Genomic DNA, 15,412 nt, shown 5'->3' on the forward strand with positions numbered 1-15,412 from the left:
TGGTTCATAATAATAGACATAATAAAACAGGGCGCGATTAATTCGTGCCTTGTTTTGTACAATTATGATATAACTCTTTTTCTTGGGGCAAGATAGTCATTGCCGGGCTGTTTTTCGTCATACATATAGAATGTGCAAGTGCGAAACACATTGTTACCGTCTTACTGGAAAGTATGGTAAAATGCAATACATACTCGATCGTAGCAAGAACCGTTTTCTTTTGCCCTTCAGGTAAAAGAAAAAGTGAGACAAGATTAAGGGGTGAAAGAATGTTTAAATTCAACGAGGAAAAAGGACAATTGAAATGCTCGTTCTGCGGAAAAACGCAAGATCAGGTTCGTAAGCTGGTTGCAGGACCGGGTGTATATATATGCGACGAATGTATTGAGCTCTGTACAGAAATCGTAGAGGAAGAGCTTGGTACAGAAGAAGAAGTCGAATTTAAAGACGTTCCGAAGCCGCAGGAAATCCGTGAGATTCTGAATGAATATGTCATCGGACAGGATCAGGCGAAGAAATCACTTGCGGTTGCGGTATACAACCATTACAAACGCATCAACTCCAACAGTAAAGTGGATGATGTCGAGCTTTCTAAAAGTAATATTTCTTTAATCGGACCGACTGGAAGCGGGAAAACACTTCTTGCCCAGACGCTTGCGCGTATTCTGAACGTGCCGTTTGCGATCGCGGACGCTACATCTCTGACTGAAGCCGGATATGTCGGTGAGGACGTAGAAAACATCCTCCTCAAGCTGATTCAGGCAGCAGATTATGATGTGGAAAAAGCAGAAAAAGGCATTATTTATATCGATGAAATCGATAAAGTAGCGCGAAAATCTGAAAACCCGTCCATTACACGCGACGTATCAGGCGAAGGCGTTCAGCAGGCGCTGCTGAAAATTCTTGAAGGAACGGTTGCAAGCGTGCCGCCTCAAGGAGGACGCAAACATCCTCATCAGGAATTCATCCAGATCGATACGACGAACATCCTGTTCATTTGCGGCGGTGCATTTGACGGCATCGAACAAATCATCAAACGCCGTCTCGGACAAAAAGTCATCGGCTTCGGCTCTGATAATAAAGCGGCAGATCTGGAAAAAGAAGAACTGCTTTCTAAAGTTCTTCCGGAAGACTTGCTCCGTTTCGGTCTGATTCCTGAATTCATCGGCCGTCTTCCTGTCATTGCAAGCCTTGAGCAGCTTGACGAAACGGCACTGGTTGAAATTCTGACTAAACCGAAAAACGCACTCGTCAAACAATACAAGAAAATGTTAGAACTTGATGATGTCGAGCTTGAATTTGAAGACGAGGCATTATCTGAAATTGCGAAAAAAGCGATCGAGCGTAAAACAGGCGCACGCGGCCTGCGTTCTATCATTGAAGGCATCATGCTTGACGTCATGTTTGATCTGCCGTCCCGCGATGATATTGAAAAATGTGTCATTACCGGAGCGACAGTCGCAGACGGTGAAGCACCGCGTCTTGTATTAAAAGACGGCACAGTTGTCGGCCAAGATAAAACATCAGCATAACATGACAAAACCTCCTGACTCGAATTGATCAGGAGGTTTTTTTCTTGTCCTGACCCTTCTGAAAATGTTTATTCCGGGCTTTGCTGGGAGATACTAGCGGACAGAGGAATGAATTGGATACATAAATCGTTTTTTCAGGAGGGACCAGCATGAGTTGGACAGGGATCGCATTATTTGTACAGCTGTTTTTCGGGATAGTCATCGGATTATATTTTTGGAATCTGCTCAAAAACCAGCGTACACAAAAAGTGACGATAGATAAAGAATCAAAAAAAGAAATGGAACAGCTGCGCAAAATGCGCGCCATCAGTTTATCAGAACCTTTATCAGAAAAGGTGCGGCCGAAAAGCTTTCAGGACATTGTCGGCCAGGAAGACGGAATTAAAGCGTTAAAAGCAGCGCTTTGCGGACCGAACCCGCAGCACGTCATTATTTACGGTCCTCCGGGAGTCGGTAAAACGGCTGCGGCGCGGCTGGTATTGGAAGAAGCGAAAAAACATAAACAGTCACCGTTTCAAAAGCAGGCTGTTTTTGTTGAACTTGATGCGACGACCGCGCGGTTTGATGAACGGGGGATTGCCGATCCGCTTATCGGTTCAGTGCATGATCCGATTTATCAGGGAGCGGGAGCGATGGGCCAGGCAGGCATTCCGCAGCCGAAACAGGGGGCTGTGACCCATGCTCACGGCGGGGTATTGTTTATTGATGAAATCGGCGAGCTTCATCCGATTCAGATGAATAAAATGCTGAAGGTGCTTGAAGATCGAAAAGTATTTTTAGACAGTGCGTATTACAGTGAAGAAAATACGCAAATACCGAATCACATTCATGATATTTTTCAAAATGGGCTTCCGGCAGATTTCCGTTTGATCGGAGCGACAACGAGAATGCCGAATGAAATTCCGCCGGCCATCCGTTCGCGCTGTCTTGAAGTATTTTTCCGCGAGCTGGAAAAGGATGAACTTAAAATCGTTGCGAAAAAAGCAGCCGACAAAATTCAGAAAGAGATTTCTGACGAAGCTCTCAGTGTGCTGACCACATATACGAGAAACGGACGTGAAGCCGTCAATATGATCCAGATCGCCGCCGGCATGGCGGTGACTGAGGACAGAAAAGAAATTACGACAGAAGATATAGAATGGGTTGTTCATTCCAGTCAGCTTACACCTAAAAATGAGCAGAAAATCGCCGATGAACCGCAAGTCGGCATCGTGAACGGACTTGCCGTCTACGGGCCGAACAGCGGCGCATTGCTGGAAATCGAAGTGAATGTCACACCTGCGCAGGACAAAGGAAGCCTGAATATCACGGGAATTGCAGAGGAAGAAAGCATCGGCAGCCAATCGAAGTCGATCCGCCGCAAAAGCATGGCAAAGGGATCTGTGGAAAATGTTCTGACGGTTCTGCGCACAATGGGCATCAAACCTTCAGACTATGACATTCACGTCAATTTTCCGGGCGGAGGCCCGATTGACGGACCTTCAGCAGGTATCGCGATGGCCGCGGGGATTTTTTCCGCGATTCACCGCATCCCGATCGACCATACGGTGGCGATGACGGGAGAAATCAGCCTGACGGGGCTTGTCAAACCGATCGGCGGCGTCATTCCGAAAATTAAAGCCGCAAAACAGGCCGGAGCAAAAACGGTCATTATCCCATATGAAAATCAGCAGTCCATTCTGAAACGAATAGACGGAATCACCATTAAAGCGGTAAAAACGTTCCAGGAAGTGCTGGACGTCATATTGGTTGACCCTCCTTCAGAACAAAAACCGTTTGATATCCAAATGAATAAAGAATCCGTATAAACCCCATTTTTATAATGGGGTTTTTTTATGGAGGACATCTTTTCCTTTTTCAGAACAGAAAGAAAGGGTATACTACGAAGAGACTGTTTTATATACAGGGCAGGCGGATAAGCCGATTTTGCCCGATCCCGGAATTGTACAACGATGAAAAAGTTGTATTATAATGGTTCATACTAAAGTCACGGAGGTGTCAGTCACATGGCAGAAGATACAAAACGCAGCATCCCGCTCCTCCCTTTAAGAGGCTTATTGGTATACCCGACAATGGTTTTACATTTAGATGTAGGCCGTGACAAGTCGGTTCAGGCTCTTGAACAGGCAATGATGCATGATCATATGATTTTTTTAGCCACTCAGCAGGATATTTCGATAGACGAACCGGGTGAAGAGGATATTTTCGCCGTCGGCACTTATACAAAAATTAAACAGATGCTGAAGCTGCCCAACGGTACGATCAGAGTGCTTGTAGAAGGAATTCAGCGGGCGCAGATCCTTGAATACACCGAACTCGAAGATTATACTTCGGTCGATATACAGCTGATGCATGAGGATGATTCAAAAGACGTGGAAGACGAAGCGCTTATGCGGACGCTGCTGGACCATTTTGACCAGTACATAAAAATTTCTAAAAAAATCTCCGCAGAAACGTATGCGGCTGTGACTGATATTGAAGAGCCCGGCAGAATGGCGGATATCGTCGCTTCTCATCTCCCGCTGAAATTAAAGGACAAGCAGGACATTTTAGAAACGGCGGATATTAAAGAACGTCTGAATAAGGTCATCCGTTCCATTCATAATGAAAAAGAAGTGCTGGAGATTGAGAAAAAAATCGGTCAGCGCGTCAAACGTTCGATGGAACGCACTCAAAAGGAATACTACTTGCGTGAACAGATGAAAGCCATTCAGAAGGAGCTTGGCGACAAAGAAGGAAAAACCGGCGAAGTTCAGTCGCTCACGGAAAAGATAGAAGAAGCAGGCATGCCTGAGCGTGTCAAAGAAACGGCGCTTAAGGAATTAAGCCGTTACGAAAAAGTGCCGTCAAGCTCAGCGGAAAGCTCTGTTATCCGCAACTATATTGACTGGCTCATCGCCCTTCCGTGGTCGGATGAAACAGAAGATAAACTTGATATTAAAAAAGCCGGGGAAATCTTAGATAAAGAGCACCACGGCTTAGAGAAAGTGAAAGAGCGGATTTTGGAGTATTTGGCCGTGAAACAGCTGACGAAAACGCTGAAAGGGCCGATTCTTTGTCTGGCCGGACCTCCGGGAGTCGGTAAAACATCTCTTGCAAAATCAATCAGTACGAGCATGGGGCGCCGTTTTGTGAGAATTTCACTGGGCGGAGTGCGCGATGAGTCTGAAATCCGCGGGCACCGGCGTACATACGTCGGAGCGATGCCGGGCCGTATTATACAGGGGATGAAAAAAGCCGGTAAACAAAATCCGGTCTTTCTCCTGGATGAGATCGACAAAATGTCGTCTGATTTCAGAGGCGATCCGTCTTCGGCGATGCTTGAGGTGCTGGATCCGGAACAAAACAGCACATTCAGCGACCACTATATTGAAGAGACGTTCGATTTATCGAAAGTGCTGTTTATCGCGACTGCGAATAACCTTGCTTCCATACCGGGACCTCTCAGAGACAGAATGGAGATTATCAGCCTGTCAGGCTACACTGAAAACGAAAAGCTGGAGATCGTGAAGGACCACCTGCTTCCGAAACAAATCAAAGAGCACGGGCTCACAAAGAGCAACCTGCAGATTCGGGACCAGGCGATTACGGACATCATCCGCTACTACACGAGGGAAGCCGGCGTGAGAACGCTTGAACGCCAGATTGCCGCCATTTGCCGAAAGGCTGCAAAAGCCATTGTGTCTGAGGAGAGAAAACGCATTACCGTTACAGAGAAAAATCTGGCCGACTATCTCGGAAAACGGATATTCAGATACGGACAGGCGGAAACCGAAGATCAAATCGGGGTTGTCACGGGGCTTGCGTATACGACGGTCGGCGGAGATACGCTGTCAATCGAAGTGTCATTGTCACCGGGAAAAGGAAAGCTGATTCTGACCGGGAAGCTTGGAGATGTCATGCGGGAATCAGCGCAGGCCGCTTTCAGTTATGTCCGCTCGAAAGCGGAACAGTTCGGAATCGATCCGAAATTCCATGAGAAGTATGACATTCATATCCATGTCCCTGAAGGAGCGGTGCCGAAAGACGGCCCTTCTGCCGGAATTACGATGGCCACGGCGCTCGTTTCAGCATTAACGGACCGTGCGGTAAAACGCGAAGTCGGTATGACGGGAGAAATTACGCTGCGGGGCCGCGTGCTTCCGATCGGCGGACTGAAAGAAAAGGCGCTCGGCGCGCACAGAGCGGGCCTGACCACTATTATTGCGCCTAAAGATAACGAAAAAGATATAGAGGATATTCCAGAAAGCGTCAGAGAAGGACTGAAGTTTATATTCGTTTCTCACCTGGATGACGTTTTGGAACATGCCTTAGTAGGAGAGAAGAAATGAAAGTCACAAAGTCAGAAATCGTGATCAGCGCGGTCAAACCCGAACAGTACCCTGATGGGGGGCTTCCGGAAATCGCGCTGGCGGGAAGATCAAATGTAGGAAAGTCATCTTTTATCAATTCATTAATCAATCGGAAAAACTTGGCCAGAACGTCATCAAAACCGGGGAAAACACAGACCTTAAACTTTTACATCATCAATGATGAATTGCATTTTGTCGACGTTCCCGGGTACGGATTTGCGAAAGTTTCCAAAAGCGAGCGGGAAGCATGGGGGAGAATGATTGAAACCTATATGACGACCCGCGAAGAGCTGAAAGCCTGCGTGCAGATTGTCGACCTCAGGCACGCGCCGTCTGCTGAAGACGTGAACATGTATGAATTCCTGAAGTATTACGGCATTCCCGTCATCGTTATCGCGACAAAAGCGGATAAGATTCCAAAAGGAAAATGGGACAAGCACTTAAAGGTTGTCAAACAGACGCTTGATATGGATCCTGAAGACGAGCTGATTTTATTTTCCTCTGAAACGAAAAAAGGCAAAGATGAAGCATGGGGAGCCATTAAAAAAATGATCAGCCGGTAATAAAAAACCCAAAACGCAGTGCGTTTTGGGTTTTATCGTATAGTTTTGTTCCGCTTGATAAACAATAATAAAAGGCTGATTCCGATGAAAACATACGGCCAGTATGTTTTGAAGTGTTCCGTCGGAATATGGACGGACTCCAGCCACGCCGTAATTTGTTTAAAGAAGTATAAAAAGAGGGAAAAACCAATCATGGCAACCGCTTCGTATACATATTCTTTTCTGGCTGCCGCAAATAAGGAGAATCCGAAGACGAAGAGAATCATTTCAAAATCTCCCGGCCACCATGAGAGCTCAGGTTTGGCGAAAAAGTGTAAACCTATGCCGAAAAGAAGCATGCCGATCAGGACGTGAGGCCCGGCCGCTTCCTTTTTGCCCTGATACAAGAGCGCAGCGCCCAAAAGCATAAGGAGCACCGGCCATTCCCCCTGATTCGCAAACAGGTGAACCTGTCCGCTCTGAAGCCATGCGAATAATGAAGCGGCAAGCAGAAGTCCCGGTAATAAAATTGATGTTTTTTTCATCCTGTCACCTACCCGCAGTAAAGGATTTTTAGTATGATGATTACAGTGGAAACGAGCTTTTTATACTATAGCATAACATTTTTGAAATCTGTTCACATTTTCCCGAAGAAACTATGTTATAATTATTATAAATAATAAATTCTATGTTAGAATGATTATAAATAAATTGCGATGTACGGGGGTGCATGAAAGCGATGCATATTCTTGTTGTGGGAGTAGATTATAAATCCGCCCCTATTGAAATACGCGAAAAAATAAGTTTTCAGCCGGATGAGCTTGCAGAAGCGATGCTTCGTTTAAAAGAAGAAAAAAGCGTTCTTGAAAACATTATCGTGTCAACCTGCAACCGCACCGAAATATATGCGGTGGTCGACCAGCTTCATACCGGCCGTTATTATATAAAAACATTTTTATCCGAATGGTTCTCGCTGCCGAAAGAAGAGCTGTCTCCGTTTCTGAAATTTTATGAGAGCGACGCGGCGATCGAGCATTTATTCCGTGTGGCGTGCGGCTTGGATTCCATGGTCATCGGAGAAACGCAAATACTCGGCCAGGTCCGCTCGAGCTTTAAAACGGCGCAGGCAGAAAAGACGATCGGCACCATTTTCAATGAGCTGTTTAAACAGGCGGTGACCGTCGGCAAACGCACGCATGCCGAAACCGATATCGGCGCCAATGCCGTTTCCGTCAGTTACGCCGCCGTTGAACTCGCGAAAAAAATCTTCGGCTCATTGTCAAATAAGCACATTTTGATTCTCGGTGCGGGAAAAATGGGCGAGCTCGCCGCAGAAAACCTGCACGGTCAGGGCATCGGCAAAGTAACGGTCATCAACAGAACGTTTTTGAAGGCAAAAGCGCTTGCTGACCGTTTCTCCGGAGAAGCGCGCAGCTTAAACCAGCTTGAACATGCACTTGCTGAAGCTGATATTTTAATCAGTTCGACAGGCGCAAGTGATTTCGTCGTGTCTAAAGAAATGATGGAGAGAGCGGGCAGACAGCGGAAAGGCCGTCCGTTATTTATGGTGGATATCGCTGTGCCGCGAGACCTCGATCCGGCGCTGAACGATCTTGAAGGTGTTTTTCTGTACGATATTGATGACCTTGAAGGAATCGTTGAAGCCAACTTACAAGAACGCCGTGAAACTGCTGAAAAAGTCGAGCTGTTCATTGAAGCGGCAATTGTTGAGTTTAAGCAGTGGCTTAATACGCTCGGCGTTGTGCCGGTCATTTCGGCGCTGCGTGAAAAGGCGCTGTCCATCCAGTCCGATACGATGCAGAGCATTGAGCGCAAGCTGCCTCATCTGACGGTAAGAGAGAAAAAACTTCTCAGCAAACATACGAAAAGCATCATTAACCAAATGCTGCGCGACCCGATTCTGAAAGCGAAAGAGCTTGCGGCTGAAGCGGATTCAGATGAAAAGCTGAAGCTGTTTATGCAGATATTCGATATTGAGGAAGAGGCCGGCCGTCAGCTGGACAAAAGCCTGGATAACCGCCAGACGGTTCATTCGTTTCAAAAGGCAGAAGCAAAAACGGGCTTACGTCCGCTTGTAAGTGAGTGAGGGCTGTATGATTGATACAGCAATGGCAAGACTTAATGAAGCGACAATTGTTATTTATGCAGTAAGCGTCCTTTTTTACTTTATAGATTTTCTTCAACACAACCGGAAGGCTGGGAAAATGGCCTTCTGGTTGCTTTCTATTGTCTGGACTCTGCAAACCGTCTATCTTTCTTATTTCATGTGGCAGACGGGCAGATTTCCGGTCTTGAATATTACGGAGGCCCTTTACTTTTATGCGTGGGTGCTTGTCACGCTCTCACTTGTGGTCACGCAGATTCTGCGCGTTGATTTTATCGTGTTTTTCACGAATGTCATCGGTTTCTCGATGATTGCGATCCATACGTTTTCACCGACGGATCAGCATTCGGCCGCTTTTTCCGGCCAGCTGGTCTCAGAGCTTTTGGTCATTCATATTACAATGGCGATTCTGTCTTACGGCGCTTTTTCCCTTTCTTTTGTCTTTTCGCTTCTTTATCAGTTTCAATATTCTTTATTAAAGAAGAAAAAGTGGGGAAAATGGCTGTTGAGAATTGAAGATTTGTCAAAACTTGATTATATGGCTTACGTTTTAAATGTCATCGGGGTTCCGATGCTGCTGTTGAGCCTGATATTAGGCGTGATCTGGGCGTATGTGTCGCTGGAAACGCTGTACTGGTTTGATTCAAAAGTGCTCGGCTCGTTTATTGTGCTGCTTTTATACAGCTACTATTTATATATCAGATTGATTAAGGAACTGCAGGGAAAAGTGGCGGCGTTATGGAATTCAGCATGTTTTCTCGTGCTGATGATTAATTACTTCCTGCTCGGAAGCCTGTCGCAATTCCATTGGTTCAGTTAACGAACGCGCCCAAACAGATTCGGGAGGAAAGAAAATGAGAACGATTAAGGTAGGTTCCAGACGGAGCAAACTGGCTATGACCCAGACAAAATGGGTGATTAACAAACTGAAGGAATTGAACCCTTCCTATAACTTTGAAATCCGGGAGATTGTCACAAAAGGCGACCGCATCCTTGATGTTACACTGTCAAAAGTGGGCGGCAAAGGTTTGTTTGTCAAAGAGATTGAACAGGCGCTGCTGCATCAGGAGATTGATATGGCGGTTCACAGCATGAAAGACATGCCCGCCGTTTTGCCCGAGGGTCTTGTCATAGGCTGCATACCGAAACGTGAGGACCCGCGTGATGCTCTCATTTCAAAAGGGCATCAAAAGCTGGACGACATAAAAGAAGGAGGCATCATCGGCACCAGCAGTTTAAGAAGAAGCGCCCAGATTCTTGCTGAACGCCCTGATCTTACAATTAAGTGGATCAGAGGCAATATCGATACGAGACTTCAAAAGCTTGAAACGGAAGATTACGATGCTATTATTTTAGCGGCTGCGGGACTTTCGAGAATGGGCTGGAAAGATGATGTCGTATCTGAATTTCTCGAACCGGACCGCTGTCTGCCTGCGGTCGGCCAAGGCGCTCTTGCTATTGAATGCAGAGAGTCGGATGAGGAGCTTTTGAAGCTGTTTGCGCAATTTACCGATGAGTATACGCAGCGCACGGTGGCAGCCGAACGGGCTTTCTTACACGCGATGGAAGGCGGCTGCCAAGTGCCGATAGCCGGGTATGCGTCCGTCAATGACCGGGATGAGGTTGAATTGGTCGGTCTTGTCGCGTCTCCGGACGGAAAGACGATTTATAAAGAAACAGCGGCGGGACATGATCCGGAAGAAATCGGAAAACGCTGTGCGGCGATGATGTCTGAAAAAGGAGCCAAAGCATTAATCGACAGTGTAAAACAGGAGCTCGATCAGGATGGCAAATGACCTTCCTTTACAAGGAAAGACCGTGCTTGTCACCCGGAACAAAAGACAGGCCGCACCGTTCCGAAAAAAAGTGGAGGCGCTCGGCGGAACGGCTGTTTCCGCTTCGCTGATCGCTTTTCAGGAAGCGCTCCCGGATGAATGTGCGGACAGTCTCCGGGAAGACCTTTCTGAGCCGGGATGGCTTGTGTTTACAAGCGTAAACGGTGTCCGGTTCTTTTTTTCCTATCTTGATCGTCACGGTCTTGCGCTTTCGGGACGGAAAAAAATCGCAGCCGTCGGTGAAAAGACTGCGCGCGCCCTGAAAGAGCGGGGAGCCCGGACGGATGCGATGCCTGACGAGTATGTGGCGGAATGTCTGGCTGATACTTTAAAACGGCACGCATCAGCTGCCGAACCCATTTCAGTGATAAAGGGCAATTTATCACGCGATGTCATAAAAGCGGAGCTTGAGCCGCTTGGCTATCAAATAAGGGAATGGGTGTTATACAATACCATTCAGGATGAAAAAGGCATGGACGAGCTGAGACGGGCTGCATCCCGCTCTCATTTTGATTTTATTACGTTTACCAGCTCATCGGCGGTGCATACGTTTATGCACGCGGTCGGAGACGGAGAAAAAGCGTGGGAAAACAGCGGTGCGAGCTATATCAGCATCGGCCCTTTGACAGAGAAAGCGCTCTTGGAATACGGGATCTCATCCCATGTGCCTGACACTTATACGATTGAAGGCATGCTGGACGTCATGTGCAGCATGTCGGGAAAGGATTGATAATGATGAATCAAACATTTAACAGACACCGCCGTTTGCGCGCGAACGCTGCGATGAGAGATTTAGTAAAAGAAACACGTCTTCACCCCTCAGATTTTATTTACCCGTTATTTGTCGTTGAAGGACTCGAAGGAAAAAAAGAAGTTCCTTCCATGCCGGGGGTTTATCATGTATCACTCGATTTGTTAAAGGATGAAATGGCTGAGCTGATATCGCTCGGCATTAAGTCGGTCATCGTTTTCGGCGTGCCGGAAGAAAAAGACGCCTGCGGAACCCAGGCTTTTCATGATCACGGCATTGTGCAGAAAGGGATTGCTGAAATTAAAAAGCATTATCCTGAAATGATCGTAATCGCTGATACGTGTCTCTGTGAATACACGGATCACGGCCATTGCGGGGTCGTGAAAGACGGAGAAATCCTCAATGACGAGTCGCTTGAACTGCTGGCTCAGACAGCCGTCAGCCAGGCCAAAGCCGGCGCTGACATCATCGCTCCTTCAAATATGATGGACGGTTTTGTCACAGTGATCAGGGAAGCGCTCGACAAAGAAGGATTCACGAATATTCCGATCATGTCTTATGCCGTAAAATATTCAAGTGAATTTTACGGTCCGTTCCGCGACGCGGCTGACAGCACGCCGCAGTTCGGAGACCGAAAAACATATCAGATGGATCCGGCCAACCGCTTGGAAGCGCTCCGTGAGGCTGAATCAGACGCGGCAGAAGGCGCTGACTTTTTAATCGTCAAACCGTCTATGTCATACTTAGATATTATGCGTGATGTGAAAAACCGCCATCACCTGCCGCTGGTCGCATATAATGTGAGCGGGGAGTATTCCATGGTGAAAGCTGCAGCCCAAAACGGCTGGATTAAAGAAAAAGAAATGGTGCTGGAAATTTTAACGAGCATGAAACGTGCAGGAGCCGATCTGATTATGACGTATCATGCAAAAGACGCAGCAAAATGGCTTGCTGAGTAACGATTTCATTTGACGGGAGCTGAGACAGATGAGAAGCTATGAAAAATCAAAAGCCGCTTTTAAAGAAGCGCAGAAACTGATGCCGGGCGGAGTGAACAGCCCGGTGCGCGCGTTTAAATCAGTCGATATGGACCCGATCTTTATGCAGCGCGGAAAAGGATCGAAAATTTTTGATATTGACGGCAATGAATATATCGACTACGTCCTGAGCTGGGGGCCGCTCATTTTGGGCCACACGAACGACCGGGTCGTTGAAAGCCTGAAAAAAGTAGCCGAGAACGGGACAAGTTTCGGAGCATCTACTGAGGTGGAAAACGAACTGGCCAAATTGGTCATTGACCGTGTGCCGTCTGTTGAAATCGTACGGATGGTCAGCTCCGGCACAGAGGCGACAATGAGCGCCCTGCGTCTGGCAAGAGGATATACCGGCCGCAACAAAATTTTGAAATTCGAAGGCTGTTACCACGGCCATGGTGATTCACTGCTGATCAAAGCGGGATCCGGAGTGGCGACACTCGGCCTTCCGGACAGCCCGGGCGTGCCGGAAGGAATAGCAATGAATACGATCACCGTTCCATACAACGACTTGGAAAGCGTTGCACTCGCATTTCGGGAGTACGGTGAAGATATTGCCGGGGTCATTGTTGAACCGGTAGCAGGCAATATGGGCGTTGTTCCGCCGCAGGAAGGCTTTTTACAAGGACTTCGCGACATGACGGAACAGTATGGCGCGCTGCTCATTTTTGATGAGGTCATGACCGGTTTTCGCGTGGATTATAACTGTGCGCAAGGGTATTTCGGCGTGACGCCTGACTTAACGTGTCTCGGCAAAGTCATCGGCGGCGGTCTTCCTGTCGGTGCGTACGGCGGAAAAGCTGACATTATGGAACGAATCGCGCCGAGCGGTCCGATCTATCAGGCTGGAACATTGTCAGGAAATCCGCTTGCCATGACAGCGGGACTTGAGACGTTACAGCAGCTCACACCTGAATCTTACCAAGAATTTGTGAAAAAAGGCGATATGCTTGAAGAAGGCATTTCAAAAGCAGCTGCAGCACATGGCATTCCGCACACGTTTAACCGGGCGGGTTCAATGATCGGCTTCTTTTTCACAAATGAGCCTGTCATTAACTATGAAGCAGCCAAATCATCTGATTTAAAGCTGTTTGCTAAATATTATAAAGGGATGGCTGATGCAGGCGTATTTCTGCCGCCGTCTCAATTTGAAGGATTGTTTCTCTCCACTGCGCATACAATGGAGGATATTGAAAAAACCATTCAAGCCGCTGAGAAAGTGTTCCAGGCGATCAGCCGCTGATACAGAAAAGCCGATGCAAGCAAGACTTGTATCGGCTTTTTTCAATGCCTCCATTATCATATTTTTCCGGATTGCGGCATACACCTTTAGTGACATCTAATTGTATGGATTAGATGAAAGGAGGATATGAACTTGCCGCATAATCACCGATTGCAATTTTCTGTTGAAGAATCAATCTGTTTCCAAAAAGGACAGGAAGTTTCTGAATTACTTTCGATTTCATTAGACCCTGACATCAGGGTGCAGGAAGTAAATGATTATGTCTCAATTAAAGGATCATTAGAACTTACTGGCGAGTACAACATAGATCACAGCAGTCATTTTGAAGAGCTTGACAGGGAGCTGAGGCATGTAGAGGAAGTGAGGGCGAGGGAGGATGGCACGGCCGAGCTCATTCATTGTTTCCCGGTGGACATCACGATTCCGAAAAATAAAGTGAGCCACCTCAATGATGTTTTCGTATTTATCGATGCCTTTGATTATCAGCTGACGGATTCAAGGATCTTAACCATTCAAGCTGATTTGGCAATTGAAGGGCTGCTTGAGGAATCCGAGCCAAAAGAGCCGGAGATCCCTCTGTACGTGGCACCTGAATTTGCCAGAGAAGAAATGATCAATCTTGCCGGACATCATTCGGAGGACGAAAACGAACCAGAATTAATGATACGCCATGAGCCTGAAATACCTTTGAGTGTATCAAAAGAAGCAGCACAAGAAACCGAGAAGAACGAGGAAGAAACCCCGCCTTTACTCAGGCAGGAGGAAGAAGAGCAGGAAGCAGCCCCGATTCTGAGGGAGCGGGAAGAAGAAGAGCAGGAAGCTGCCCCGCTTCTGAGGGAGTGGGAAGAAGAGCAGGAAGCTGCCCCGATTCTGAGAGAGCAGGAAGAAGAAGAGCAGGAGACTGCCCCGCTTCTGAGAGAGCAGGAAGAAGAAGAGCAGGAAGCAGCCCCGATTTTGAGGGAGCGGGAAGAAGAAGAGCGGGAGACTGCCCCGATTCTGAGGGAGCGGGAAGAAGAAGAGCGGGAGACTGCCCCGATTCTGAGGGAGCGGGAAGAAGAAGAGGAGCAGGAAGCTGCCCCGATTTTGAGGGAGCGGGAAGAAGAAGAGGAGGAGACCGCCCCGGTTCTGAGGGAGCAGGAAGAGGTGCCGAAACCTGTTTCCTTTACTGAGCCTCCTCCTCCCGTTTCCTTCCAACAAGAAGAAGAGCCGGAAGAAGCTGAGGAGCCTGCAATCATGTCGTCTGTGAGGAATGAACCTGTATTTGAGGATGATTCAGCAGAAGTGCAGGAAGAGCCAAAAGATGATAACGAGCCGGTTTTCCCTGCGTTCACTCTGACTCCGCATGCAGAAAAACCAAAAATTGCGGAACAGCCCTTCCTTCAAAAAGAAGAGCAGCCAGAGGCCGAGCCGCTTCTCCGTCAGAGTGATCATGAGGCGGCAGAAGACGAAGATGAGCCTGCGGTTTTTCAAGAAGAGCAGGCGCCCGTTTATCGCGAGTTCGTTCCGGAACGGCAGGAAGAGGAGTTTTACAGCGCTCCTAAGCTGCTTGAAGAAGAGGCTCATGATGAAGAAGGGTTTGAAATTGAGGTAAGGAAGATGGCGCAGCCGGAGGAGGAAACCGGAAAGCCTCTCGATTTGTCTTTTCAGTTTTCCAAACTGCCGCCTGAGGAGCCGGCGCAAGCTGAACCGCCTGAGCCGCTTAAGTCTGAAAGAAAGAATGAAGAAGCGGCACCGGGAACCGAGCAGAAGGAAAATGACAACTCTCATTACTTGACAAAATTATTTACAAGGGAAGAAGAAAAGTTTTCAAGAATGAAAATTTGTATCGTACAGCAGCAAGATACTATCGACCGGGTGTGTGAACGATATGACATAACATCCCAGCAGCTCATCAGAACGAATGCTTTATCGTTTGATGACGAGCTTGAAGAAGGTCAGCTTCTGTATATACCTGAATATAATAACAGCCATGCGTAAGCACAAAGAGGCCGTAAAAAT

12 protein-coding genes are annotated in these 15,412 nt (G+C 47.5%); 11 read left to right on the plus strand and 1 reads right to left on the minus strand.

Going from position 1 to position 15,412, the window contains the following annotated elements:
* Window positions 1-269 precede the first annotated feature (269 nt).
* The 4 genes from clpX (at window position 270) to yihA (ending at window position 6,447) form a co-directional block, all read left to right on the plus strand.
* The gene (gene clpX, locus D5S11_RS06880) at window positions 270-1,532 is read left to right on the plus strand and encodes an ATP-dependent protease ATP-binding subunit ClpX (protein ID WP_007408149.1); all 1,263 of its coding nucleotides are present in this window, start codon (window positions 270-272) and stop codon (window positions 1,530-1,532) included.
* 149 nt (window positions 1,533-1,681) lie between these two features.
* A complete protein-coding gene (gene lonB / locus D5S11_RS06885) occupies window positions 1,682-3,340 on the plus strand; it encodes an ATP-dependent protease LonB (protein ID WP_012118116.1) in 1,659 nt (552 codons plus the stop codon).
* Window positions 3,341-3,538: 198 nt separating this feature from the next.
* Window positions 3,539-5,863: an endopeptidase La gene (lon, locus tag D5S11_RS06890; RefSeq protein ID WP_007612896.1), complete on the plus strand. Its 2,325-nt coding sequence runs from the start codon at window positions 3,539-3,541 to the stop codon at window positions 5,861-5,863.
* A complete protein-coding gene (gene yihA / locus D5S11_RS06895) occupies window positions 5,860-6,447 on the plus strand; it encodes a ribosome biogenesis GTP-binding protein YihA/YsxC (protein ID WP_003152626.1) in 588 nt (195 codons plus the stop codon). The genes lon and yihA overlap by 4 nt, the downstream gene beginning before the upstream one ends.
* A gap of 32 nt (window positions 6,448-6,479) precedes the next feature.
* Here the strand turns inward: yihA and D5S11_RS06900 are convergent, their stop codons facing one another.
* On the minus strand, window positions 6,480-6,971 hold the full coding sequence (locus D5S11_RS06900; protein WP_020956158.1) for a hypothetical protein: 492 nt from the start codon (window positions 6,969-6,971) through the stop codon (window positions 6,480-6,482).
* A 194-nt stretch (window positions 6,972-7,165) separates the two neighbouring features.
* Here D5S11_RS06900 and hemA point away from each other — a divergent pair, with 194 nt between their 5' ends.
* From hemA to D5S11_RS06935, 7 genes are all read left to right on the plus strand, one after another.
* On the plus strand, window positions 7,166-8,533 hold the full coding sequence (hemA, locus tag D5S11_RS06905) for a glutamyl-tRNA reductase (protein WP_003152628.1): 1,368 nt from the start codon (window positions 7,166-7,168) through the stop codon (window positions 8,531-8,533).
* A 7-nt stretch (window positions 8,534-8,540) separates the two neighbouring features.
* Complete coding sequence (locus tag D5S11_RS06910; RefSeq protein WP_015417935.1) at window positions 8,541-9,371, plus strand: cytochrome c biogenesis protein; 831 nt, start codon at window positions 8,541-8,543, stop codon at window positions 9,369-9,371.
* Between the two features lie 34 nt (window positions 9,372-9,405).
* On the plus strand, window positions 9,406-10,347 hold the full coding sequence (gene hemC, locus D5S11_RS06915; protein WP_007408155.1) for a hydroxymethylbilane synthase: 942 nt from the start codon (window positions 9,406-9,408) through the stop codon (window positions 10,345-10,347).
* The gene (locus tag D5S11_RS06920) at window positions 10,337-11,116 is read left to right on the plus strand and encodes a uroporphyrinogen-III synthase (RefSeq protein ID WP_020956156.1); all 780 of its coding nucleotides are present in this window, start codon (window positions 10,337-10,339) and stop codon (window positions 11,114-11,116) included. The genes hemC and D5S11_RS06920 overlap by 11 nt, the downstream gene beginning before the upstream one ends.
* 5 nt (window positions 11,117-11,121) lie before the next feature.
* Window positions 11,122-12,096 (plus strand): porphobilinogen synthase, encoded by a 975-nt coding sequence (gene hemB, locus D5S11_RS06925; RefSeq protein WP_015240312.1) that lies wholly within the window; start codon window positions 11,122-11,124, stop codon window positions 12,094-12,096.
* Between the two features lie 28 nt (window positions 12,097-12,124).
* Window positions 12,125-13,414, plus strand: a complete 1,290-nt coding sequence (hemL, locus tag D5S11_RS06930) for a glutamate-1-semialdehyde 2,1-aminomutase (protein WP_021494394.1) — start codon at window positions 12,125-12,127, stop codon at window positions 13,412-13,414.
* 132 nt (window positions 13,415-13,546) lie between these two features.
* Window positions 13,547-15,391: a LysM peptidoglycan-binding domain-containing protein gene (locus D5S11_RS06935; protein WP_128424606.1), complete on the plus strand. Its 1,845-nt coding sequence runs from the start codon at window positions 13,547-13,549 to the stop codon at window positions 15,389-15,391.
* Window positions 15,392-15,412 lie beyond the last annotated feature (21 nt).

This window comes from Bacillus sp. L75, assembly GCF_003676355.1.
In the GTDB taxonomy this organism is placed as follows: domain Bacteria; phylum Bacillota; class Bacilli; order Bacillales; family Bacillaceae; genus Bacillus; species Bacillus velezensis.

Coding starts and splice junctions, on each gene's coding strand:
- clpX (WP_007408149.1), top strand. CDS start 270: ATGTTTAAATTCAACGAGGAAAAAGGACAATTGAAATGCTCGTTCTGC.
- lonB (WP_012118116.1), top strand. CDS start 1,682: ATGAGTTGGACAGGGATCGCATTATTTGTACAGCTGTTTTTCGGGATA.
- lon (WP_007612896.1), top strand. CDS start 3,539: ATGGCAGAAGATACAAAACGCAGCATCCCGCTCCTCCCTTTAAGAGGC.
- yihA (WP_003152626.1), top strand. CDS start 5,860: ATGAAAGTCACAAAGTCAGAAATCGTGATCAGCGCGGTCAAACCCGAA.
- D5S11_RS06900 (WP_020956158.1), bottom strand. CDS start 6,971: ATGAAAAAAACATCAATTTTATTACCGGGACTTCTGCTTGCCGCTTCA.
- hemA (WP_003152628.1), top strand. CDS start 7,166: ATGCATATTCTTGTTGTGGGAGTAGATTATAAATCCGCCCCTATTGAA.
- D5S11_RS06910 (WP_015417935.1), top strand. CDS start 8,541: ATGATTGATACAGCAATGGCAAGACTTAATGAAGCGACAATTGTTATT.
- hemC (WP_007408155.1), top strand. CDS start 9,406: ATGAGAACGATTAAGGTAGGTTCCAGACGGAGCAAACTGGCTATGACC.
- D5S11_RS06920 (WP_020956156.1), top strand. CDS start 10,337: ATGGCAAATGACCTTCCTTTACAAGGAAAGACCGTGCTTGTCACCCGG.
- hemB (WP_015240312.1), top strand. CDS start 11,122: ATGAATCAAACATTTAACAGACACCGCCGTTTGCGCGCGAACGCTGCG.
- hemL (WP_021494394.1), top strand. CDS start 12,125: ATGAGAAGCTATGAAAAATCAAAAGCCGCTTTTAAAGAAGCGCAGAAA.